Source organism: Cupriavidus sp. 2TAF22 (assembly GCF_052115045.1).
In the GTDB taxonomy this organism is placed as follows: domain Bacteria; phylum Pseudomonadota; class Gammaproteobacteria; order Burkholderiales; family Burkholderiaceae; genus Cupriavidus.
In genome coordinates, this window is record NZ_JBFRFX010000026.1 from 68,685 (window position 1) to 92,230 (window position 23,546).

General features: G+C 66.9%; 18 protein-coding genes and 3 pseudogenes. 11 read left to right on the plus strand and 10 right to left on the minus strand.

The features are described from left to right. The first annotated feature begins 11 nt into the window (after positions 1–11). From AB4Z48_RS27360 to AB4Z48_RS27380, 5 genes and pseudogenes are all read left to right on the plus strand, one after another. Positions 12–818, plus strand: coding sequence for an enoyl-CoA hydratase/isomerase family protein (locus AB4Z48_RS27360; protein WP_441619780.1), 807 nt, complete (start codon positions 12–14; stop codon positions 816–818). Positions 819–820: 2 nt separating this feature from the next. Continuing rightward, positions 821–2,773 carry an acyl-CoA synthetase gene (locus AB4Z48_RS27365; protein WP_441619782.1) on the plus strand — a complete coding sequence of 651 codons (1,953 nt, stop codon included), beginning with the start codon at positions 821–823 and terminating at the stop codon, positions 2,771–2,773. Positions 2,774–2,813: 40 nt separating this feature from the next. Then, the gene (locus tag AB4Z48_RS27370) at positions 2,814–3,803 is read left to right on the plus strand and encodes a Bug family tripartite tricarboxylate transporter substrate binding protein (protein ID WP_441619784.1); all 990 of its coding nucleotides are present in this window, start codon (positions 2,814–2,816) and stop codon (positions 3,801–3,803) included. Positions 3,804–3,887: 84 nt separating this feature from the next. Next, a pseudogene (locus tag AB4Z48_RS27375) lies at positions 3,888–4,019 on the plus strand (AraC family transcriptional regulator); the annotation flags it as partial. 504 nt (positions 4,020–4,523) lie between these two features. After that, positions 4,524–4,760, plus strand: a complete 237-nt coding sequence (locus AB4Z48_RS27380) for a hypothetical protein (RefSeq protein ID WP_441619786.1) — start codon at positions 4,524–4,526, stop codon at positions 4,758–4,760. A gap of 208 nt (positions 4,761–4,968) precedes the next feature. On the opposite strand, the gene AB4Z48_RS27385 is transcribed toward AB4Z48_RS27380, so the two are convergent. From AB4Z48_RS27385 to AB4Z48_RS27395, 3 genes are all read right to left on the minus strand, one after another. Further along, a complete protein-coding gene (locus AB4Z48_RS27385; protein ID WP_441619788.1) occupies positions 4,969–5,514 on the minus strand; it encodes a cytochrome b in 546 nt (181 codons plus the stop codon). Beyond that, entirely contained in the window at positions 5,511–6,623 is a 1,113-nt protein-coding gene (locus AB4Z48_RS27390; protein ID WP_441619790.1) for a catalase family peroxidase, read from the minus strand. The genes AB4Z48_RS27385 and AB4Z48_RS27390 overlap by 4 nt, the downstream gene beginning before the upstream one ends. 346 nt (positions 6,624–6,969) lie before the next feature. After that, positions 6,970–7,299: a DUF4148 domain-containing protein gene (locus tag AB4Z48_RS27395; protein WP_441619792.1), complete on the minus strand. Its 330-nt coding sequence runs from the start codon at positions 7,297–7,299 to the stop codon at positions 6,970–6,972. 357 nt (positions 7,300–7,656) lie between these two features. Here AB4Z48_RS27395 and AB4Z48_RS27400 point away from each other — a divergent pair, with 357 nt between their 5' ends. From AB4Z48_RS27400 to AB4Z48_RS27410, 3 genes are read left to right on the plus strand one after another with little or no spacing between them, the layout of a single operon-like run. Next, complete coding sequence (locus tag AB4Z48_RS27400) at positions 7,657–10,899, plus strand: efflux RND transporter permease subunit (protein WP_441619794.1); 3,243 nt, start codon at positions 7,657–7,659, stop codon at positions 10,897–10,899. Continuing rightward, the gene (locus AB4Z48_RS27405; RefSeq protein WP_441619796.1) at positions 10,896–12,164 is read left to right on the plus strand and encodes an efflux RND transporter periplasmic adaptor subunit; all 1,269 of its coding nucleotides are present in this window, start codon (positions 10,896–10,898) and stop codon (positions 12,162–12,164) included. The genes AB4Z48_RS27400 and AB4Z48_RS27405 overlap by 4 nt, the downstream gene beginning before the upstream one ends. Beyond that, positions 12,161–13,645 carry an efflux transporter outer membrane subunit gene (locus AB4Z48_RS27410; protein WP_441619798.1) on the plus strand — a complete coding sequence of 495 codons (1,485 nt, stop codon included), beginning with the start codon at positions 12,161–12,163 and terminating at the stop codon, positions 13,643–13,645. The genes AB4Z48_RS27405 and AB4Z48_RS27410 overlap by 4 nt, the downstream gene beginning before the upstream one ends. On the opposite strand, the pseudogene AB4Z48_RS27415 reads toward AB4Z48_RS27410, so the two are convergent. The 4 genes and pseudogenes from AB4Z48_RS27415 to AB4Z48_RS27430 form a co-directional block, all read right to left on the minus strand. After that, positions 13,620–14,543 (minus strand): annotated as a pseudogene (locus tag AB4Z48_RS27415) (heavy metal sensor histidine kinase); the annotation flags it as partial. The gene AB4Z48_RS27410 and the pseudogene AB4Z48_RS27415 sit on opposite strands and share 26 nt — an antisense overlap. A gap of 355 nt (positions 14,544–14,898) precedes the next feature. Next, a complete protein-coding gene (locus AB4Z48_RS27420) occupies positions 14,899–15,693 on the minus strand; it encodes an alpha/beta fold hydrolase (protein WP_441619800.1) in 795 nt (264 codons plus the stop codon). Between the two features lie 363 nt (positions 15,694–16,056). Then, positions 16,057–16,404 (minus strand): DUF4148 domain-containing protein, encoded by a 348-nt coding sequence (locus tag AB4Z48_RS27425; RefSeq protein WP_441619802.1) that lies wholly within the window; start codon positions 16,402–16,404, stop codon positions 16,057–16,059. Positions 16,405–16,668: 264 nt separating this feature from the next. Beyond that, positions 16,669–17,445: an NAD(P)H-dependent oxidoreductase gene (locus tag AB4Z48_RS27430; RefSeq protein ID WP_441619804.1), complete on the minus strand. Its 777-nt coding sequence runs from the start codon at positions 17,443–17,445 to the stop codon at positions 16,669–16,671. Between the two features lie 86 nt (positions 17,446–17,531). Between AB4Z48_RS27430 and AB4Z48_RS27435 the strand changes: the two genes are divergently transcribed. Then, positions 17,532–18,425, plus strand: coding sequence for a LysR family transcriptional regulator (locus AB4Z48_RS27435; protein WP_441619806.1), 894 nt, complete (start codon positions 17,532–17,534; stop codon positions 18,423–18,425). Positions 18,426–18,579: 154 nt separating this feature from the next. After that, positions 18,580–19,296: a TetR/AcrR family transcriptional regulator gene (locus AB4Z48_RS27440; RefSeq protein WP_441619808.1), complete on the plus strand. Its 717-nt coding sequence runs from the start codon at positions 18,580–18,582 to the stop codon at positions 19,294–19,296. A 73-nt stretch (positions 19,297–19,369) separates the two neighbouring features. Here the strand turns inward: AB4Z48_RS27440 and AB4Z48_RS27445 are convergent, their stop codons facing one another. Further along, the gene (locus AB4Z48_RS27445) at positions 19,370–20,665 is read right to left on the minus strand and encodes a tetratricopeptide repeat protein (protein WP_441619810.1); all 1,296 of its coding nucleotides are present in this window, start codon (positions 20,663–20,665) and stop codon (positions 19,370–19,372) included. A gap of 293 nt (positions 20,666–20,958) precedes the next feature. Here AB4Z48_RS27445 and AB4Z48_RS27450 point away from each other — a divergent pair, with 293 nt between their 5' ends. Beyond that, entirely contained in the window at positions 20,959–22,035 is a 1,077-nt protein-coding gene (locus tag AB4Z48_RS27450) for a porin (RefSeq protein ID WP_441619812.1), read from the plus strand. Between the two features lie 186 nt (positions 22,036–22,221). Here the strand turns inward: AB4Z48_RS27450 and AB4Z48_RS27455 are convergent. Together AB4Z48_RS27455 and AB4Z48_RS27460 are read right to left on the minus strand one after the other, a co-directional pair. Continuing rightward, a pseudogene (locus AB4Z48_RS27455) lies at positions 22,222–22,350 on the minus strand (4-hydroxy-2-oxovalerate aldolase); the annotation flags it as partial. Between the two features lie 70 nt (positions 22,351–22,420). After that, positions 22,421–23,431 carry a Bug family tripartite tricarboxylate transporter substrate binding protein gene (locus AB4Z48_RS27460; RefSeq protein ID WP_441619814.1) on the minus strand — a complete coding sequence of 337 codons (1,011 nt, stop codon included), beginning with the start codon at positions 23,429–23,431 and terminating at the stop codon, positions 22,421–22,423. Between the last annotated feature and the right edge of the window lie 115 nt (positions 23,432–23,546).

Below are 23,546 nucleotides of genomic sequence, written 5' to 3' on the forward strand. Positions count from 1 at the left end.
GAGACAGCAACATGACCAAGAACCCGAGCACCGGCATCACCGAATACGACACCGTGTTCGTCGACCGGGATGGCAGCTGCGGCATCGTCACGATGAACCGGCTCGAGAAGTACAACGCCCTCAACGGCGCGCTGCGCAATGACATCTACGCGGCGATGTCGTCGCTGATGGCCGACAAGACAATCCGCGGCATCGTCCTGTGGGGCGGCACCAAGGCATTCGTCTCGGGGGGCGACCTCGTCGAGATGCTCAAGCGCCGCCCGATCGACGCGTTCGGCCCCACCAGCGGCTCGTCTGACCTGTGGGCGCTGATCCATCACAGCACCATACCGGTGGTGGCGGCCATTGCCGGACCCTGTTTCGGCGGCGGCCTGGAACTGGCCATGGCCTGCGATCTGCGCGTGGCCGCCGACAATGCCCTGATGGGGCAGACCGAAACCAATGTCGGCCTGATCCCGGGGCGCGGAGGCACCCAGCGCCTGGTCCGGCTGGTCGGCGCAACGCGCGCCAAGGAAATGATCTTCACCGGCGAGATCATCAAGCCCGACGAGGCCTACCGCATCGGCCTGGTCAACAAGGTGGTGCCCGCCGCGCAGTTGCTCGAGGAGGCCAAGGCCTACGTGCACCGCATCGCGGAGAAGTCGCCGCACTCCATCGCCATGGCCAAGCTGATGATCAACAACGGACAGGACACGAACCTGGACACGGCGCTGATGATGGAACAGCTCGCCTTCGCCACGCTCTTCAGCACCGATGACATGCACGAAGGCGGCGACGCTTTCCTGAACAGGCGCCGTCCGGCCTACCGGGGATCCTGATCATGACGCAAGCAACCTTGGCAACCGCCGCCGGCGCGCACGCGCCTGGCGCCGCGGACCCGGCGCAGGATATCTACCATCCCCGCCTGCAGGTCGCGACCCTGGCCGACATCGAGCGCTTCGAGCAGACGCCGCTGGCCGGGCGCAAGCTGCCCGACAGCACCTACGATCTGCTGCGCCTGGCGCGCGATCGCGCGCCCGACGCCCCGGCGTTGTACCACTTCGCCTCGGGTGACGAGCTGGACCGCGCCACCACGGTCACCCACGGGCAGCTGTTCGGGCGCATCACCCAGACCGCCAACCTGCTGCATTCGCTCGGGATCGGCCCGACCGACGTGATCGGCATTCTCATGCCAGTAGCGCCGGAGTCGCAATACGCAATCTGGGGCAGCGAGGCCGCCGGCATCGCCTGCCCCGTCAACTGGATGCTGGAGCCGGAGATCATCCGTGCCCTGCTGAGCAATGCGGGGGCGAAGGCCGTGATTGTCTACGGCCCCGACGCGGATATCGAGGCATGGAACAAAGCCATGCTGATCCGGCAGGACCTGCCCGAAGTCCGGCACTGGATCAAGGCAGGCGGCGGTCCCGCAAGTGAGGACGGCATCGTCGACCTCCTGGCCGAGCTGCCGCGCCTGAGCGCCGAGTCGCTCGACAGCGGGCGGCGGATCGCTCCCGCGGACACCGCTTCGATGTTCCATACCGGCGGGACCACGGGCACACCCAAGCTCGCTCTCCACACCCATGGCAACGAGGTCTTCATGGCCTGGGTCAGCGGCATGCAATATGACGTCCAGCCCGAGGACGTGCGCGTCTGCGGCGTGCCGATGTTCCATGTCACGGGCGTGCTGACCAACTGCCTGATGCCGCTGGCGCGCGGGGCCTCGGTAGTCATGCTGACCTCCGGCGGCTGGCGCGACCCTTCGGTGATCCGCAACATCTGGCGCATCATCGAGCGCTTCCGCGTCACCACCATCAGCATGGTGCCAAGCGTGGTCAACATGCTGCTGAACATCCCGATCGACGGTGCCGACATCAGTTCGCTGCAGGCCGCGACCTGCGGCACGGCGCCGCTGTCGACCGCGATCGCCGAGGCCTTCGGCAAGAAGACCGGCTCGGTCATCATGGAAGGCTACGGCCTGACCGAAGGCACCGCGCTGAGCGCCTGCAACCCGCGCTACGGCGAGGCGCGCACGGGCTCGATCGGATTTCGCAAGGCCTACCAGCAGATGAAGGCGGTCAAGGTGGCCGATAACCGCATCGTGCGCGATTGCGAGCCCGGCGAGCCCGGCGTGGTGATCGTGCGCGGCCCCAACATCTTTGCCGGCTATCTCGATCCGAAGCACAACCGTGGTATCTGGTTCGAGGGCGGCTGGTTCAACACCGGCGATCTCGGCTACCGGGATCAGGAAGGCTACTTCTGGCTGACCGGCCGGGCCAAGGACCTGATCATCCGTGGAGGCAACAACATCGATCCGCGCATGATCGAGGAGGCGCTCTATCGCCATCCGGCGGTGTTCGATGCCGCCGCGATCGGCATCCCGGACGCGCATGCCGGCGAACTGCCGGTTGCCTACATCGCGCTCAAGCCGGGCAGCGACTACCCGCTCGGCCGCCTGAAGCACTATGCCTATGAAGTGATTCCCGAGCGCGCCGCTGTGCCCAAGCAGTTCTACCTGGTCGACGTGATTCCAAAGACAGCGGTCGGCAAGATCCAGAAGAATGTCCTGCGCGGCGACGCCATCCGGCGCGCCCAGCAACAGATGCTCGCGGATGCCGCAAGCGACGCGCCGGTACCGGTGCAGGACATCCGTGTCGAGGATCGCGGCGACCTGGGACTGACTTCGACCCTGGTCCTGCCCGCCGCCATGGGCCCGGCCGAGCGCAATGCCGCCATGTCGACCATCGACGCGGCCTTCGCCACGCTGACCATCAAGTACTCGGTGGTGTACGAGTAGATCGAAAAACGAGTAGATCGAAAAAAAACAGGAGACAACCATGACCAGGTCCAACACGGCCGCGTACCTCGCGGCCGGGGCCGCCAGCTTGCTGATGCTGGCGCCCCACCCCGCGCGCGCCGGGAAGCCCGCGGATTTCCCCACGCATCCGATCCGCATCATCGTGCCCTATGCCGCCGGCGGCGGGACCGACATCATCGCCCGGACCCTCGGCGCGGCCCTGTCGCGGCAGATGGGGCAGCCGGTCGTGGTGGACAACCGCCCGGGAGGGCAGACCATAGTGGGCTACTCGATCGCGTCGAAGGCCGCGCCGGATGGCTACACCTTGCTGATGAACAACTCGGCGCACAGCATCCAGCCGGCGCTGTTCAAGGACCTGCCCTATGACGCCATCAAGAGCTTCAGGGGCGTGGCGGAAATCGCCGCATCGCCGGTCGTGTTCGTGGTCGACCGCAAGCTGCCGGTGACCGACCTGAAAAGCTACGTGGCCTATGGCAAGGCTGCGTCCACCAAGCTCAATTTCGGTTCCTTCGGCGCCGGCACCGGCTCGCACCTCTGGGGCGAACTGCTGGCTTCCGCCACCGGGCTCGACATGATGCACGTACCCTACAAAGGTTCGGCGCCCGCGATCCAGGACCTGATCGGCGGGCAGATCAATGGCCTGTTCGTCGACCCGCTCGCGATCAAGCCACATGTCCAGGCCGGCACCGTCCGCGCCATCGGCGTGACCGGTCCACGCCGATGGAAAGGCCTCGAAAGCGTGCCTACCTTCGTCGAGCAAGGCTATCCGCAGTTTGCCGACGTAGGCTGGTTCGGCCTGTTTGCCCCGGCGGGCACGCCGGACGCGGTGGTCAACCGCCTCAGCGCCGAGGTCGCGAAGGCAGTCGCCCTGCCCGAGGTCAAGTCCAAGCTGCTGGAGCTGGGCACCGAGCCGAGCGGCACCGCGCCCGCCGCGTTCGATGCGCAGATCCGCAAGGACGCGGACCGCTGGGCCAAGGTCGTCACCGAGAAACATATCACGCTGCAATAGGCAACCCGGCCAATCCCGGGGGCGTGCGGGCAGTCAGCGCGCGCGCGTTCCCCGGGAATCCGGGCCCTGCCCCCCGATTCCCAGAACATCCTCGACGTTGCGCTGAGCTGCGGCTTGCGCTCGCAATCGCACTTCACCACCGTGTTCAAGCGCTTCTTCGGCGAGACCCCCCATAGCTGGAAGATGAAAGCCGCATTCGCGCGTACGGCTGCGTGAATTGCGCGACACCGTGCGCCACGCCGCCCGCGGCCGTGCAATGCCGAGGCCATGATCCTGGCGGCAGTGCTCGATGCCACCGCGGTGGCCCGACGAACGCCACGCAGTGGCAAGCTGCGCTGGCTACGCGCTGGCTGCCGGCTCCATGCACCGCCTTCGCCTGGCCCAGGCCACGGCGCGGGTACAGGTGCTTTGCCGATTCCGCACAGGTCATCGGCGGGTAGCGATGGCCTATCGCGGCCACACCTAAACCAAAGGATGACTTGCCGCTACCAATGCGTTAGTACAACGAACCCATGCACGAGTGCGCACACGCAAGGACCAATCTATTCTTCCAGCAAGGCAAAGCAAGCCTGCTCGACACACCCGAATGCCAGGCGCTCCCTGTTCCAGCCGAGTTGTAGAAGCAGGCAGATCCGCGAAGCAAGCTGTGTTGCGCAACGCCGCGCCTTACCCGCCGGACCTCCGCGCCGGCACCATCCTGCTACCCGACTGGAGAACATCATGACCACTCGCGACAAACGCCTCCTTGCCGCGGCCGGCCTCATCGGCGCCAGCATCCTGTCCGCTACCCTGGCCAACGCCAGCGATCCGCGCACCAGCACCCACAGCGGCGACAAGTACGGCTACACCTTCAACATCGACAAGCCGCGCGACGTCCTGCTGGCAGTGGCCTGGATCGGAATCTGTGCCGCAAGTTGCGCGATGGCCGTCGTCGTCGCGCTCTGGGTACGGCTCTGACGGCATGTGATCCTGCCCAGCGGCAATCCACCCATCGCGAAGCCGATCATCGCCTCCGATACGTCGGGGCAGCACCCATCGTCCCTGACGAGACCAAGCCAGCGCCACGACCAGCGAGGAATCTGCACGCCCGCGGCGCGAGCGGCGAGCCCCTGATTCGGGAACGCTCGCCATTCTCACGTGGTAGCTGCAAGGAGGGTTGGCGCGACTATCGCTGAGGCTTCCAGGTAGTCATGCCTTCCAGTACACCGTCGCGCCGGATCAGCCCGTGATACAGCGCCGCGGCGAAGTGAACCAGAACGGTTGCGAACAGCAAGAATGCAAGCATGGTGTGCGCATTGCGCAGCGTCGCATACAAGGCGGCGCTGTGCGGCAGGATGGGCGGCAGTTGTGCTTGCCCATAGAGCGCGATCGGGTAGCCGCCCGCCGAGAGCATGCCCCAACCGATCAGCGGTATCGCGAACATCAGGACATAGAGCATGGCATGCGAAGCCCGTGCCGCCAGACGCTGGAGCGGCGAAAGCGCGGCCGGCAGCGGCGGGGGCGGGTTGATCAGGAGGTTCACCAGGCGTACTGCCGCGAGCACCAGGATGGCAACGCCGAGCGGCTTGTGAATCGACAGTAGCAAGGCATAGCGGCCGGAGACGGTCGCTACCATGCCGATGCCGATGAACAACATGGCCAGGATCAGCGCTGCCATCAGCCAGTGAAGGATCCGCGACGGCGCCGAGAAGCCTTGGATGGTGGTTCTCATGATTTTGCTCCTGCATTCACTTCTTGCGGTGTGACTGCGCTGGTCGGCTTCTCGCGACGCTCGTTCTCGCGAACGGTGAAGGAACGCGAATAGGCTGCAGAGCGGGCGCTCGGGATGTCGTCGGCGGACGTTTCGATTCCGGCCGGCAAGATCGTTGGATCGAAATTGATGTCGGTGCAGGTACCACTGTCTTCGCTCGACACCTTGTCGAGCGTGACCGTGCCAATGTCGACCTTCTGCCGGCCATCGGGCCACGCCTTGTCGGGGTTGACGGGGTCTCCCGGCTGGCCGACGGTCACCACCATCTTCCACTGCACGGGATGCTGAGCCACCTCCGAGATCAGCGCGTCGAACAGGTAGTTCGGATCGGCGCCCTGCTGCTTGCCGACCGGCGCGAATGGCTGGACAGGCTCGGCGGACCAGCGAACCGGTACCGGGATGCCCGCCCTGTCCACGAACAGGAAGGTATCCAGTGCGTTATAGGTGCTGTTCGAGAAACCAGACGAGACGGCGCGATGGCCCACGATGCCGACGGCAGCCACGAAATCCGGGTGAGCCGCAGCAAACGCTTTCGCCTTCTCAGGGTCGGGCTTGCCGGTTTTCGGATCGGGAATCGACGCCATCATCTGATCGTAGAACGCCTGCACCGTGCTGAAGGGAAAAACGGGGATATCCACCATCGCCGTGCGCCATTCCTGTCCACCGTCGGGCTTGAATTGCAGAGCAAGGCTTCGCACGAGACTGGGTCCATCGGCAACGAATGGCATGCCGCCGGCGAAGGCGATTCGCCCGACCACGGGCACGCGCCCGCGGGCTAGCAGCCTGGCCTGGGAAAGCGCTGATCCCGAACCGTTGCTATCGAACCAGCCTGTCGCGCAGAGGCCCTTCGCATGATTGCGACGGAACCCTGCGTGCTTTCCGTTCGCCGCTTCGAAGCCGGAAACGACCTTGTCCTGCGTAAGGCGATCCGGTGAGAGCCAGCCGCCCGCATAGGCGAAGGCGCCGGCGAGCACGAGTGTCGCCACCCCGATGCCGCCATATCGGATCGCCACCGCACCGGCGCTCAGCTTGGGTTTTTGCCCCAAGGGGCCTCCAACGTTGTCAGTCATAGCCAATCCTTTCCGTGCGCGGCACGAGTTCGTGCGTTGTATACGAGTTCCTACCGATGGCGGCCCGGGCCCGGCACAAAGCTGGTGTGATCTCCGGCTTGTGCGGGGCGTAGCCCGTTATCAGGATTCTGCTAGGTTCCCGGCAGGAAATTTTTCCCGCATGCCTGGTCATTGCAGATTCGCACTGCGGGTGAGCGGCGCATCGGCCCACCCTGCTCGCAGCGCACTCCAGCAGCGGCGCAATAGCGCTGGAGACTGGCGTATCGCTCCAGCGCATGCACCGGCACCGCGGCCCTGCCGCGCGTGGCGGCAAGCGGGGCGCGCGGCGCGCACGAGCGTGCGGCGCTCATGCGCCGAACTGGAAGGCGTTGCGCACCTGGTCGATAGCGGGCGTGCCTAGCGACGCGTGCAGGCGCGCCTGGCCTTGCGCTTGCGCGTGCATCGGGGTGCCCGTGCTTGCGCTGCCGGTCTCGGCCGCCACCTTGGCCTCGGCCGCCTGCAGATCCTGCGGATAGTTCGCGTCGTCGCCGTGCGGGCTGTAACCGGCCTGCTCCAGGCGGATCAGGTCGGCGCGCACTTCGGCGCGGGTCACGGGGCCCTGCACGCTCTGGGCGAACGACAGTGCCGGGACTGTCAGGGTGCAGGCGAGCAGTACGGCTTGGATCAGTGCTTTCATGATGGTTACCTCTTTCGGTGTTCCGGTGTTCCGGTGTTTCGACGGGATGGCCCGCTTGCGCGTGGCGGTTGTGGAACTTGCGTCGGGATGACGGACAAGTTGTAACCATTGTTGGTCTCGCCCGGTGACCTCAGGCTGACCAATTGATGACAAGCTTGTCACCTTGGCCTCGATGGCATCCGTGGCATCCGTGCGCGCCGAGTGATCCTGCCTGCGCCGCCCGCGCAACATGACAATTCCGTAATGCATTGGTCAGGACCGGGTAAATGCGCAGCCACCACACTGGCGACATCACCAAGCGCTGCCCGCCTATCGATCGAAGGCAGCCTCCCTTCGATCTCTCGCCCGGAACCAACCATGTGGATCGTCAAACTCGCCTTGCGGCGACCCTATACGTTCATCGTGCTCGCGCTGCTGCTGCTTGTACTGGGCCCACTGGCCATCGAACGCACGCCGACCGATATCTTTCCCGACATCAATATCCCGGTGGTCAGCATCGTGTGGTCCTACAACGGCTTCTCTGCCGAGGACATGGCACACCGCATCACCTCCAGCTACGAGCGCGCGCTGACCACCGACGTGGAGGACATTGAGCACATCGAATCGCAATCGCTGAACGGCGTGTCGGTGGTCAAGGTCTTCTTCCATCCCGGCGCCGACATCAACCGTGCAATCGCCGAGGCGGCCGCCAATTCGGCCTCGATCCTGCGCATCCTGCCGCCCGGCACGCTGCCGCCCAACATCATCAGCTACAACGCCTCGACCGTACCGGTGCTGGAACTCGGCCTGTCGAGCAACACGCTGCCGGAGCAGAAACTCTACGACCTGGGCAACAGCTTCATCCGCACCCAGCTCGCCACCGTGCAGGGCGCCGCCGTGCCCCTGCCCTTCGGTGGCAAGGTCCGCCAGATCATGATCGACATCGATCCCGCCGCGCTGCAGGCCAAGGGCCTGACGCCGGCGGACGTGGTGAGCGCCGTCAACGCGCAGAACCTCACGCTGCCGGGCGGCACCGCGAAAATGGGCGAGCGTGAGTACAACGTGCGCATGAACGGCAGCACGGATACCGTGGACGCGCTCAACGACCTGCCGGTCAAGAGCGTCGGCGGCAATGTGATCTACGTGCGCGACGTGGCCCATGTGCGCGACGGCTACGCGCCGCAAACGAATATCGTGCGCAGCGACGGCAAGCGCGCCGCATTGCTGCAGGTGGAGAAGACCGGCAGCGCTTCGACGCTGGACATCATCAGCCGGGTCAAGGCCATGCTTCCGCAGATCGGCGCCGCCCTGCCACCTTCGCTGCATATCAGCACGCTGTCGGACCAGTCGGTGTTCGTCACCGCCGCGATCTCCGGCGTGGTGCGCGAAGCGCTGATCGCCGCCAGCCTGACCGCCGCCATGATCCTGCTGTTCCTGGGCAGCTGGCGTGCCACGCTAATCATCGCCGTGTCGATCCCGCTCGCGGTGCTGACTTCCTTGACCGCGCTCTCCGCGCTGGGCCAGACGATCAACATCATGACGCTGGGCGGCCTGGCGCTGGCGGTGGGCATCCTGGTCGACGATGCCACCGTGGCCATAGAGAACATCACCCACCACATCGAGAACGGCGAGCCATTGCACGACGCCATCCTCAACGGCTCCGGCGAGATTGCCGTGCCCACCTTCGTCTCCACGCTGTCGATCTGCATCGTGTTCGTGCCGATGTTCCTGCTGTCCGGCGTGGCGCGCTACCTGTTCGTGCCGCTGGCCGAAGCGGTGGTGTTCGCCATGTGCGCCTCCTACTTTTTCTCGCGCACCCTGATACCGACGCTGGCGATGTACCTGCTGCGCGCGCGCGCCGCGGGCGACGCCCGGCCCCACGGCCGCTTCGCCGCTCTCGCACGGCTCCAGCAGCGCTTCGAGCGGCGTTTCGAGGTGCTGCGCAAGCGCTATCGCGCCGCCTTGTCGTGGGCCATGGCGCAGCGGGGCCGTTTCGTGGCGCTGTGCCTGCTGTTCTGCCTGGGCTCGCTGGCGCTGCTGCCGTTCATCGGGAGTGACTTCTTTCCCGCTGTCGACGCCGGCGAGATCCGCCTGCACCTGCGCGCGCCGACGGGTACGCGCATCGAGCAGACCGCGGCGCTGACCGATCAGGTCGAGAGCCGCATCAGGGACGCGATCCCGCCCGGCGAGCGCGGCGGCGTCCTCGACAATATCGGCGTGCCGGTCAGTGGCATCAACCTGACCTACGACACCTCCGACCCCATCGGCCCGGAAGACGCCGACGTGATGATCAGCCTCAAGCCGGGCCACCGCCCCACCGCGGACTACGTCGCGATGCTGCGCAACCGGCTTACCGCGGCCTTCCCGGGCGTCACCTTCTCTTTCCTGCCGGCCGACATCGTCAGCCAGATCCTCAATTTCGGCCTGCCCGCGCCGATCGACATCCAGATCGTTGGGAGCCGCGTCGACGAGAATCGCGTCGTCGCCAACCGCCTGCTGTCGCAGCTGCGCAGCGTGCGTGGACTGGTCGATGCGCGCATCCAGCAACCGGCGGACGCGCCCACCTTGGACATCAACGTCGACCGCACCAAGGCGCTGCAGGCGGGCCTGACCCAGCATGACGTGGCGCAGAACCTGCTGATTTCCCTTTCCGGCAGCGCGCAGACCACGCCCAATTTCTGGCTGGACCCCAAGAACGGCGTCAGCTATCCGCTGCTGACCGAGGTGCCGCAGTACGACATCCATTCGCTGCAGACGCTGGCAAACCTGCCTGTGGGCAACAGCGCCGCCGGCACCGGCGCGCAGAGCCAGCTCGGCACGCTCGGCACGCTCGGCACCATGTCGCGCAGCTCGCAGCAGGCGGTGGTCTCGCACTACAACGTGCAGCCGGTGCTCGACATCTTCGCCTCCGTGCAGGGACGCGACCTCGGCGGCGTCGCCGCCGACGCGAGCCGGCTGGTGGATGCCGCCCGCGCGCAGTTGCCGCCCGGCTCTTCCATCGTGCTGCGGGGACAGGTTCAGTCGATGCGGGAATCCTATCGCGGGCTCGGCACCGGGCTGGTGCTGGCGGTTGTACTGGTCTACCTGCTGATGGTGGTGAACTTCCAGTCGTGGATCGATCCGTTCGTCATCGTCAGCGGGTTGCCGGCGTCGCTGGCGGGCATCGCCTGGATGCTGTTCTCCACCGGCACCACGCTGAGCGTGCCGGCGCTGACCGGCACCATCCTGTGCATCGGCATTGCCACCGCCAACAGCATCCTGGTGATCAACGCGGCGCGGGACGCGATGCAGGGCGGCATGGCCCCGCCCGAGGCCGCCCTGCACGCCGGCTTCGCCCGCTTCCGGCCGGTGCTAATGACCGCGCTGGCCATGCTGATCGGGATGCTCCCGATGGCGCTGGGCCTTGGCGACGGCGGCGAGCAGAACGCCCCGCTCGGCCGCGCCGTCATCGGCGGGCTGGCATTCGGAACCGTGTCCACGCTCATGTTCGTACCAGTGGTATTTGGCGCGGTGCATGCCTGGCTGGCCAGGCGCAAAGGCGCGCCGGCGGCCGGGCCTGTCGCCGGCGCTGGCACCGCGCTCACCGCTACGCCCCAACAGCAATCCAAGGAGTCTTCATGAACACGCCAAACGAGGGCTGCCCGCCCCAAACCGCATCCCGCCGGCGCGCGTGGCTGGCACCCACGCTGCTGGCCGGTGGGGTGGCGTTGCTGCTGGCGGCCGGCATCGTGCCACGGCTGCGCGCCGGCACCGTGCTGGCGCGCCAGGTCACCGCACAGAATGCCGTCGACGTGTCGGTGGTGACGCCGCACCCGGCGCCCGCCGAGCAGGCGCTGCTGTTGCCAGGCTCGGTGATGCCGTATGCCGACGCCGCCATCTACGCGCGCACCAGCGGCTTTGTCGACCGCTGGTATGCCGACATCGGCGCTCGCGTCAAGGCCGGCCAGTTACTGGCGGTGATCCGCACGCCAGAGCTGGACGCGCAGCTGCGGCAGGCGGTGGCGGACCTGGCCTCGGCGCAGGCCGCCCTGGACCTGGCCAAGGTCACCGCGCAGCGCTGGCAAGAGATGGTGCAGACCCACTCGGTCTCCCGGCAGGACGCCGACACCAAGCAGGCCGACCTGGCCACCAGGGGCGCGCTGCTGGCCTCGGCCCGGGCCAATGTGGCGCGGTTGCAGGAGCTGGTCTCCTACGAGCAAGTCAAGGCGCCATTCGATGGCGTGATCACCGCCCGCCGCGTGGACGTGGGGGCCCTGGTCACGGCCAGCGGCACTCCGGGCGTGGCCGGTGCCCAGGGCGAGCTGTTCCATATTCAGCAGACCCAGACCCTGCGCGTGTTCGTCGACGTGCCGCAATCCGCCGCGGCCGCCGTGACGCCGCAGACGCCGGCCTACCTGACCGTGCAGGACTATCCCGGCCGCCGCTTTGCCGCGCGCGTGGCACGCACCACCGATTCGCTCGATCCGGCTACGCGCACGCTGCGCGCCGAAGTGGATGTCGACAACGCTGACGGCACCTTGCTGCCCGGCGCCTTCGCCGAGGCCCACCTGATGCTGCGATCGGCCATGCCGGCCCTTCAGCTGCCAGTCAGCGCGCTGCTGTTCCGGCCCGCGGGCGTCATCGTCGCGATTGCCGGCAGCGACAACAAGGTTGCGCTGCGCAGCGTCACGCTCGGGCGCGACTTTGGCACCTATGTCGAAGTCGTGGCGGGCATCAGCGGCACGGATCGCGTCATCAACAACCCGGGCGACGCCATCGGCGCGGGCGAGGCGGTGCATGTCGTCGCCGCCGGCGCCACGGATACGGCAACGCCCGCGGCGATGCCGCCAGCCAAGGCAGCGGCGGTCGCCGCCGCCCGGCGACAGGGACCAGGGAGAGCGCCATGAAGACATCATCAATGCCGTCGCGCGCACCGCGTTCGTGGCGCCTGGCGCGCGAGGCCATCGCTGCCTGCGTGATATGCGCCCTGGCCGGCTGTGCCTCGGCACCGGTCTACCATCCGCCCGCAACCGCCGTGCCGGCGCATTTCTCAGGTGCCGCGGGCGCGGACAAGGGCTGGGCGGTGGCGGTGCCGGCCGACATGGTTGCGCGCGGAAGCTGGTGGGCCGTGTTCCAGGAACCCGGCCTCGATGCGCTGGAGGACAGGGTCCAGGTCTCCAACCAGAACCTGAAGCAGGCCGCGGCGCGGCTGCAGCAGGCCCGCGCCATGGTGAACGTACAGCGTGCCGCCTTCTTCCCCCAGGTCGCCGCCGGCGTAGCCGTGGCACGCGCGCGCACTTCGCAGAACGTACTGGGGCACTCGCTTGCCGGCAAGACCGTCAACGACTACAGCACCGCGCTGTCCGCTTCGTGGGAGCCCGATCTGTTCGGTCGCGTGGCCAGCGCCACCGATGCGGCTCATGCCGACGCACAGGCAAGCCAGGCAGACCTGGAGGCGATGCGACTGGCAGTCAGCAGTGAACTGGCAGTCGACTACTTCGGCCTGCGCGCCCTGGACCTGCAAAGGCAGTTGCTCGATGCCTCCCTGCAGGCCTACACCGCCGCGCTGGCGATGGTGCAGTCGCAGGAGCGCATCGGCGCGGCAGACGACGCCGCGGTAGCCCAGGCCCAGTTGCAGGTGGAGGGTACGCGCAGCCAGGCCGACGAGCTCGCGATCCAGCGCCAGACGCTGGAACACGCCATTGCCGCGCTCACCGGAACGCCGGCATCGAGCTTCTCGTTGCCGCCGCAGGCCGGCCCGCTGCGCGTGCCCGACATTCCGGTGGGGCTGCCATCGCAACTGCTGCAGCGCCGGCCCGACATCGCTGGCGCCGAGCGCCGCGTGGCGGCGGCCAACGCCAGAATCGGCGAAGCCCACGCCGCCTTCTTTCCCACTCTCGCGCTGTCGGCCGGCGCCGGACTGGAAAGCTCCTTCTTCGCGCCATGGCTGGGCGCGCCCAGCCTGTTCTGGGCGCTTGGCCCGCAACTGGTCGGCACGCTGTTCGACGGCGGCCGGCGCAAGGCCGAGCTGGCGGGCGCCACCGCCGCCTATGATGCCGGCGTGGCCGGATACCGCCAGACCGTACTAGCCGCCTTCCAGGATGTGGAAGACAATCTGTCCGCGCTGCAGGGCCTGGCGCACGAGGCCGATAGCGAACAGCGCGCCAGCGAGGCCGCCGCGCGCTCGCTGGCCTTGACGAACAACCGCTACCAGGCCGGTGCCGCCAGCTACCTGGACGTGGTCACGACACAGACCCTGGCGCTGGATCACCAGCGCACGCTGGTCCAGGTGCAGGGACGGCGCATGCAGTCCAGCGTACGGCTGCTCAAGGCGCTCGGCGGCGGCTGGCAAGACCCGGCGGCTACGGCGCCGGGAAGCTCAGGATGAAGCGCGTGCCGGCGGCATCGCTCTCGGCGCGCACGCTGCCACGGTGCAGATGCATGATGTTGCGCACGATGGCGAGGCCCAGGCCGGCCGAGCCGGTGGCACGCTGGCTGGAACTGCGCGCGGGATCGACGCAGTAGAAACGGTCGAAGATGCGCTCGAGCAAGGCGCGGTCGATGGGGGTGCCGGCGTTGGCCACGGTGACCATCACGACCTGCGCGCCGGTCGTGGCGGACAGCGAAATCCCGCTGCCGCGCGGGGTGTAGCGGATGGCGTTGGCAAGCAGATTGCCAATGGCGCGGCGGAACAGTTCCACGTCGGCGCGCAGGTGCGCGTGGCCGCCCACCTGCAGTTTCACGCCAGCGTCCTCGGCCACGCCTTCGAAGTAGTCGGCGATCCGCGCCAGCTCCGCCGGCACTTCGAATTCCTGCTGCTGCACCACGAACTCGGGATGTTCGGTGCGCGCCAAGAGCAGCACGTTGCTGATCATGCGCTCCAGGCGACCGCACTCTTCCAGGTTGGATTCCAGCGCGGCCTGGTATTCGTCGGCCGTGCGCGGGCGCGCCAGGGCCACCTCGGCGGTGCCGCGCAGGTTGGCGAGGGGTGTGCGCAGATCATGCGCAAGGTCGGCGGTGTATTGCGACAAACGCGCGAAGCCGTGGTCGAGACGACCCAGCATGGCGTTGAGCGCATTCTGCAGGACATCGAGTTCGCGCGGCGCGTGTGGCACGTCGAGACGGGTGTTCAGGCGCGCCACCGTCACCGCCAGCGCGTGGTGCGCGATCTCGGCGAGCGGCTTGAGAGACTCGCGGATCAGCAGGAAGCCCATCAGGAAGGCCAGCAGGGCACCGCCGATGCCGGCCAGGTAGAGCCGGTGGCGGTAGCGGTCCAGCAGTTCCCAAGCCCTGGAAAGCGGGGCGATTTCCTTCCTTTGCAAGCTCTGATTGTTGTACAAGCGACTACCTCGACCTGGCTGAGCATCGGGCTGGCGCACCGATCGCGGTTACGCCCAACCCTTTGCCAGCATCTTATGTGCCGCGGTTGCCGGGTGGAATCATATGTACGTATAGGCCACAGATCGCTGATGGCGTGGAGCCGGGGCCATGCATGGAAGAAGGCACATCGGCGAGCCGGTCCGCTCCGGCGAAATAGGGACGGCCGAATTCGATGGCTTCAGGGCGATCGCGCAGAAAGCGGCCACGCGCCCGGACCTCATGGTCGCATCTGCAGGCTGTCGATGGCTCCGTCCCCGGGGATCACAGCGCGGCGTGCCTGGCCGCCTCCTCGATGACAGCGGCGACTTCCTTCGGGCGCGACTCATACACCGAGTGGCTCGCGCCGGCGATGACCGTCATGTGGCTCTGCGCACGCGTGTAATACCAGCGCTCCAGATCCGGATTGATGATCTTGTCGTCGGCGGCCACGATGCCCCAGCTCGGCTTGGTCTTCCACGCGGCCGCGGTCATCGGCGCGCCGAAGACCTTGGCGGCCGTCAGGATCTGGGCGTGTGCTTCGAACTCGGCCGTCTTGCGCGGCAGATCCGCAGCGAAGTCCTTCGCAAAGACAGCCGGGTTCAGGTACGTGTAGCCGTCGTCGGTCTTGCCGATGGCGCCGGCCTGTTTCGACGTGAAGCTGGGCTTGCCTTTGCCAAGCGCCGCCTCGTCCTCGCCGACATCCGGCGCATGCGCGGCGACGTAGACCAGTCCGGCCACGTTCGGGTGCACCCCGGCTTCGGTGATGACCGAGCCGCCATAGCTGTGGCCCACCAGGATCGTCGGCCCGTTCTGCAGGTCGAGGACACGCTTGGCCGCCGCGACATCGTCTTCAAGCGAGGTCAACGGTTCCTGCACCAGGCTGACGTGGAAGCCGTCCTTTGTCAGGATGTCATAGACCGGCTTCCAGCCAGACCCATCCACCCAGGCACCGTGGACCAGAACGATATTCCTGACCGGCGCGTGGGGCGTCCTGGCATCCTGTGCCATTGCGCTGGCCGATGCAAGGAAGCAAGCGGACACTGCCAGGACCGATGCGACATGAGACGAAATTTTCACGTGAGACTCCTTTGGACGATGACTGGGAAAACGGACATGCACACCGCAGCCGCGAATGAAATCTAAGCCGGCAAGATCCCGGGGCCAATACCTACCAACGGACTGCCCCGGCGCACCCTGGTTGCATCTCCCGATACCTTCGGATGATGCCGGCGCACGCAGGACAGCTTGTCCGTATGACCGGGATCTGAGCCGGCCGCGCCCGGGCCAGCCCGAAGTCTCGGCGTCCTATACGAAGGTGTCAGGACCCTCGGCGCGCATGCGCGGCGATGCCGGGGAAGGCGGCGCGGCTGCCAGCCCGGCGGGATGTTCACGACCCGCCCGCCGTCGCCGGCGCATGCTGGCAGCACTTGTGCCGGCGCATTACGCGCCGTAATAGAAGGGGTTGCGCACGGCATCGATGCGCGGCTGGCCGGCGCTCATCCGCATGCTGGCGTTCGCCTGCAGATGGCTCTGCGCCTGCGGTTGCGTGTTTGCCGCCGTCCTGGCCGCCGCCGCATCTTCTGCCTGCACCTTGGCTTCGGCGGCCTGGATGTCCTGGGGATAGGTCGGGTCGTCGCCGCCGCCCGGCCGGTAGCCTGCCTGTTCCAGCCGGATCAGATCGGCGCGCACTTCGGCGCGGGTCAGGGGCGCCTGCACGCTTTGCGCGAAGGACAGGGCCGGCACCGCCAGGGCGCAGGAAATCAGTACGGTGCGAACGAGTGCTTTCATGATGATTTACCTCTATCAGTAGGGATCGCCCGGTACCGCCGGAGCCGCGGCGCTTTTATCGAGATGATGAAAAGCTGTACCCAGTATTGGTTTCGCCCACTGACCTCTTCCTGACCAACTCATTACAATCCCGTCACGTTCGCCCGCGCAGTCCCACAGGAACGCGACACAACGAGTCAAGCACTTTGCGCCGGTTCCGGCGTCTGGAATGCCAGCCAGCCGGCCGGGACGCCCCCGGCCGGAACGCTGACGCGTCGGCAAGCGCTATGCGAGGTGCGCCGCGAAGCCGGACCGATCGGGTGAAATATCCGGTCGCAGCGTGAGTTCCGGGATGTCGTATGCGCCCGCGTTCTGCGGGCGAAATGGTATCGGCGCGGTCTTCCAGAGATCGTCCAGACGTTGCCCTAGCGCGTCGCGGATCCCTGCGAACCGGGCTTCGTCCATCCGGCTTGTCCGGTAGACCACGAACGGTGGCAGGACGTCGAAGCCGGGGTAGTACAGCACTCCATGCTGAATGGGGAACAACACATCATCCATCGGGCCATTGATACCGCGCGGGCCGTAGTGAGACTCCCATCCGCCCGCCGTGACGATCAGCATCGCCCGTTTTCCGGCCAGCGTGCCTTCCCCGTAGCGGTCGCCCCAGCGGGCGTCGGAGTGCTCGCCCACGCCATAGCCGAAGCCGTACGCATAGGTGCGCTCCACCCAGCCCTTCAGGATGGCGGGCATCGAAAACCACCACAGGGGGAATTGCAGAATGACGGCATCCGCCCACCGCAGCTTGTCCTGTTCGAGCGCGATGTCTTCGCTCTGCCGGCCATTCTCGAATGCGCGCCTGGAATCGAGGGCCGGGTCAAAGCGGGCATCGCCCTGCCCGTCCATGCTGTCGGCCGCGTCAAGCGATGCCTTCCACTTCATTGCGTACAGATCCGACACCTGGACGAGGTGCCCGGCATCCTCAAGTCGCCTGACCGAGAAATCCTTGAGCGAGCCATTCAGCGACCTGGGTTCGGGATGGGCATAGACGAGCAGAACATTCATGGCAGTAGCCTCCGTTGCTGGAAGATCGCAAGGTAGGCCTTTGTCAGGTATATTGGAAATGAATAATCAATATTCCAGGTATTACGATGAATAATCTGCGACGGCTGGACCTCAACCTGCTGGTGACGCTTGATGTCCTGCTCTCGGAGCACAACGTGACGCGCGCCGCGCAACGCCTGAATTTCTCCCAGCCATCGGTCAGCGTCCATCTCGCCAAGCTCAGGGATATCTTCGCGGATCCATTGCTGCTGCCGGGGCCACGCGGGATGCGCCCCACCGCCAGGGCCGAGGAGCTACGCGAACCGTTGCGGCAGGCACTGGCTGCGCTGGATCGCGCGGTGTCGCCCGCCAGCCCCTTCGATCCGGCCGGGTCCAGTCATACCTGGCGCGTTGCCGCATCCGACTACAGCGAATCGACAGTCCTGCTGCCTGCCCTGGCCGGGCTGCGTTCGGCGGCGCCCGGCGCCCGGCTTGCCGTGCTCGAGCTCGCGCCCTCGCGCATCGCCAGGCAAGCGGAACAGGGGGAGATCGATCTCGCGTTCCATACCAGCGACGAGGCGCCGTCGGGCTTGCGTTGCCGCGCGCTCTTCACGGAGCGGTATGTGCTGGCTGGCCGCGCCGGCCATCCGCGCCTGAGAAGGCGGCCAACGCTTTCGCAATTCCGCGGACTCGATCACGCCATCGTGTCGCCGGATGGCGGGGGCTTCCGCGGCATCACGGACGAGGCGCTCTCGGAGGCCGGCCTGACGCGCCGGGTTGTGCTTTCCGTTCCGCACTTCCTGTTCCTGATGTCGGTGCTGGCGAGCACCGATCTCGTGGCGATGCTGCCTGCGCGCCTGGTTCGCGACAACCCTGCACTGCGGGTTGTCGAGCCACCTCTCGAAGTACCTGGCTACGAGATGTCCATGCTCTGGCATGAGCGCTCCCATCGCGACCCCGCGCATCAATGGCTGCGCGAGCACATCGCAAGTTCGGTGTAGTCCGTGCAATGCCTGGCATGCCGGGTAGGGAGAGGCTTGCCGCGACAGCAGGCGCCGGGTCGCCAGACGGCTCCCTGGCTGGCCGGGGACTTTCCTGCGGCAATGCCCATTGGCGCTAACATGGAGGCCTGACGACACCGCAAACGGCAACACCATGACAAACGCTAGCCCACCCCCGCCCCGCCAGAGCTACCACCATGGCAACCTGCGCGAAGAGATGATCCGCTGCGGCAGGGAGATCCTGGCATCCGAAGGCGTGCATGGACTGACGCTACGCTCGGCTGCCAGGCTCGCCGGCGTCTCCCACGGCGCGCCACGCAATCAGTTCGCCGACAAGGAAGGCCTGCTTGCCGCGATTGCCGCCGATGGATTCCGCGAGCTGGTCGCCGTGCGGCGGGCCCGGCTGTCGCCCGAGATGGCCGCCGGGGAGCGGCTGCTGACGGTCATGGACGGCTACATCGAATTCGCCGTCAGGCATCCGGCCCTGTTCTACCTGATGTTCGGCCCGCAGATCGTCGGCAAGGAGAACTATCCCGAACTGCTCGAAGCGGGCAGCGCGTCGTACCAGCTCCTGTTTGGGGCGGTGCAGGATTACTTCGAAGAAAACGGCCTCGCGGAGCAGTTCGACGACATGATGGTGCGCTGCGCCTGGTCCGCCATGCACGGCGTCGGCATGTTCTTCAGCGCCAAGCCCACCGGGCCCACCACGCGGCCCAAGGTCGCGCTGGCGCAATGGCGGCAAGGCGTGCAGCAGTTCGTATTGACGGGATTGCTGGCCGCGGGCAGGGAGAAGGCAGCGGCCAGCGCCGCGGCGGCGCCCGCCGCTGCCGCGAAGCCGCGGACACGGCAGCGGGCCGCCGCGCGGTCGTAGCGAACGCTGTGCGCGCCGGCACTTGCGCCAGGCGCGCCGAGCGTTGAGCGTCAGGCAGGAAGGCGTGCCATGCTCAGCCGTACCCCGCAACGCCGACCACGGGGTGCCTCACGTCGCGGCGGCCGATCAATGCGCTGGCCTCGTCCGCCCTGCCGTCCTTGATAAACGCAGAGACCAGCGTCAGCTCCACCAGGTCGCGCTGGGCGCGGCTGCCGCCGATCCTCACCGTTTGCGGCAAGGCGCGCTCCAGGTGCCGGATCGCGCCGTTCCAGTCCCCGGCTGCGTAGGCAGCAAAGCCGTCGGCCAGGGCGACGACCACCTCGCCGGGCGGGTACAGGTTCTCGGCGATGCGCTGACGGATCTCCGCGAGGCGTCGCTCGAGGCAGACGCTGTCGCCATGGACCACGCAGGCAATCAGCGCGTGCACGTCGGCATAGCCCAGCCCGGCCTTGGGAAATGAACGCAGCGCGTGCGCATGGACTTCATTCCACAGCGTTGCGTTTCTCGGCTCGCCGGCAAGCTCGGCGCGCCACAGGAAAGACGCCGCGTCGGTGACGACATTGATCGGCGGGCCCCACGCGCCGCCCGGATGGACGCCGGCGCGATAGGCCTCCCAGGCGCGCTCGAGCCGTCCCGCCGCCAGCGCCGCCAGCGCTACGTGCCATGACAGATGGCAGTGTGTCAGGCTGCGCTTGGGCAGCGCCGGCAGCCAGCCTTCCAGGTGGTCCAGCAGCGCGGCCGTCTCGCCGCGCTCGTACATCACGTGAGCCCGGAAATGCGCGGCGTGGGCGTTGCGGGAATTGGCGGCAAAGCTGTGCTCGATCAGCGTCCATGCCTGTTCCAGCCGCCCGGTTTCGCAGGCGGCGAACGAATATACCGCGTCGAACCACCAGTCCTGGCCATAGGCTGGCGCCAGCGAGGCCAGCAGTTGGTAGAGCTGCTCTTCGTGGTCCGGATCGCCGCTGAAGCCATAGAGGCCGAACACGCTGGTAGCCGGCGCCAGCACCATCGCATCGCGCGGCCAGGCCTGCAAATGCGCCAGCATGGCCTGCATCGCCTGCGCGGGCTTGCCCTCCACGCCGAGGCTGATGACGTTCACATGGCTCTGCTCGCGCGCCGAGGCATTGGCCGCCAGCTCGCGCGCCCGGCCGGCGGCCTCGCGCGCGGGCGCGATCTCTGCGTCCAGGAACATGCCGCGCGCCTGGGCGGCGTGCGCCAGCGCCAGGCGGGGATCGGCCGCGATGGCCTGCCCCAGGGACTCCCGGTACCCCGCCACCCCTGAGAGCACGCTATCCACGCCCGCCACATAGGCGTCCCGGGCGGCCGTCGATGTCGTTGTCAGTGTCAGCCCGTATCTGTCTTCCAGCATGATGCCCTCTCCCGGCCTGGGTCTACCTCACACTAGCCGGTCCCTCTTTGGCAGGCAAGAACCGGGGCCGGGACCGGGCCGCCGGAGGTGCGCCGGAGGTGCGTTGCGGAAGCGGATGGCGTGCGGTCACATAGTTTCACTTAAAGAAACAATGTGTTTGTATTTTTCATAACCATTTACTTATTGCTGTCACATAGACGTCTTAATCTCTCGGAGCCATACGGGTGGAACGCCTCCGCTCGCTGCCAGAGGCAGCAGGCAACTACTCGCTCAAATAGAAACCGAGAATGTCCGTGAAAAAAAATCTCCTCGCTTTTGCCGCAATTGCGGCAGCTTGCACCGCCTCCGGGTCCGCCTTCGCCCAGGCCGCTTCCGCGGTGACGCTCTACGGCATTGCCGATGCCGGCATCAGCTTCCAGAGCCATGTACAAGGCGCCAACGGTGGCGGGTCGGTCACCGGCGTTACCTCCGGCGGCCTCTCCGGTTCGCGCTGGGGCATCCGTGGCACCGAAGACCTCGGCAACAACCTGAAGGGCATCTTCGTGCTGGAAAGCGGCATCGACCTCGACACCGGCAAATCCGGCCAGGGCAGCCGCCTGTTCGGCCGTCAGGCCTATGTCGGCCTGCAAGGCAACTTCGGCACCGTGGCACTGGGCCGCCAGCAAAACTCGCTGTACGACCTGTTCGGCGCCTACGACCCGATGGCCGTCGGCACCAGCTACTCGCTCAACTCGGTCGATACCCAGGGCTTCAACGGCCGTGCCGACAACGCCGTCAAGTACACCGGCAGGTTCGGCGGCCTCACCGCCACCGGCTTCTACAGCTTCGGCCGGGACAGCAATGTGGCCAACGGCGGCGAAGTCCCGGGGAGCTTCCAGGTCGGCAAGAACTTTGGCGGCGGCCTGGCGTATGAGAATGGCCCGGCTTCGGTGGGTATCGCCTATGACCAGTACCAGGGCAGCAGCGTCGCCACTTCCGGCGCCGCCGCCAAGCGTGTCGCCATCGGCGGCGCCTATGCGTTCGGCAATGCCAAGCTGTTCGCCGGCTACCGCTGGCTGCGCGACGATGCCACCACTGCCAACGTCACCCGGCAGGACAACCTGTACTGGCTTGGCGCGCTGTACAAGCTGACGCCGGCCCTCAGCCTGACCGGTGCGGCGTACTACACCGATGCCCGCAAGGACAACAACGATTCGTGGATGTTCGTGATCAACGCCGACTATGCACTGTCCAAGCGGACCGACGCCTACCTGCTGCTCGGCTACGTGAACAACAAGGGCAAGGCAAGCTACGGCGTGACCAGCGCGACCAACACGATCGCGGGCCAGAACCAGACCGGCGCCATGCTTGGCATGCGTCACCGCTTCTGATGCCTGCGGCGGCATGACCCGGCGGGGCTTTCGGGGCCCGCCGCCAAAGATCATATCGACCTTGTCATTTCCTTACCGGGTGCAAGGACGTTTGGCCGGCATGCATGCCGGCCTTTTTTCCTGGCATCGCCGCAGCGCGAACGCGTCCGCCCGACAGACGCGCCGCCCACGGCACCATTGCCCGGTTCAGGCTGCGCGACGCGAGCCGGCACCTTCGCCGCCAGCACGCCCTTCGAGCAGGTCGAGCGCCACGTCGACGATCATGTCCTCCTGCCCGCCCACCATCCCGCGCCGCCCCGGTTCGACCATCAGGTCGGTGCCGATATTGCCTGAACGACGATGGCGGCCTTGAGCTTGCGTGTCATCGTGGATTCTCCGCCAGGGCTTACTCGACGCTGGCCCCGCTGGCCTTGACCAGCGGCGCCCAGCGCGCGTTTTCGCTGTTGAGGAAGGCGCCGAACTGCGGCGGTGTCATGGGCATGGGCTCGAGGCCCTGATCGGTGAAGCGCCTGACGATTTCCGGCGATTTCAGCGCCTTGAGCGCTTCCTCGTTCAGTCGGCTGATGATGGCGTCGGGCGTGCCGGCCTTGACCACCATGCCGAACCAGACCCCCGCGTCGAGCCCCTTGACACCCAGCTCCGACAGCGTCTTGACCTCGGGCAACTGGGCGGAGCGCCGCTGCGACGCGATCGCCAGCGGCTTGACCTTGCCGCCCTTGATAAGCGGCGAGGTGGTGATGACGGGATCGAACATCATGTCCACCTGGCCGGCCATCACGTCCTGCAAGGCGGGAGCGGAGCCCTTGTAGGCGACATGGGTCAGGTGGCCGCCGGACTTGTCGGCGAACAGGCCGCCAAGCAGGTGGCCGATCGAGCCGATGCCCTGGGAGGCATAGTTCACGCCGCTGCCTTTGCTGCGCGAGAGCTGGACCAGGTCGCTCACCGAATTCACGGGGCTGCCCACCGGCACCACGAGCACCAGCGGCGAGCCGGCCAGCGCGGTGACCGGCTTGAAGTCCTTCAGCGGATCATAGGAGAAGTTGCGGTACAGGCCCGGGTTGATGGCGAACATCTCGGTGGCGCCGATGAAGACCGTGTAGCCGTCCGCCTCGGCGCGCTTGACCGCCTGCGCGGCAATCTGCCCGCCGCCGCCCGGCCGGTTCTCCACCACCACCGGTTTGCCCAGGCCGGTCTGCATCTGCTGCGCGAGCTGGCGCGCAATCATGTCGGTGACGCCGCCGGCGGGGAACGGCACGACCAGGGTGACTGGCCGGCTCGGATAGGTGTCTGCCATGGCCAGGGGCGCGGCCAGCGAAGCGACGGTGGCGACGATGGCGCTCAGCAAGAGCGGCTTGAGGCTCAGAGTCTGGGTCAGGGTCTGGGTCTGGGTCTGCACGGCTTGTCTCCTGTCGTTTTGGTCGGGCGAGCCGCTACCGCGGCCTCTGTGCCCGTGATGAGGGTGTTGCGAAGTGAAGCTGCTGCGGGGTTCCCGGTGAATCCCGGCGAATCTA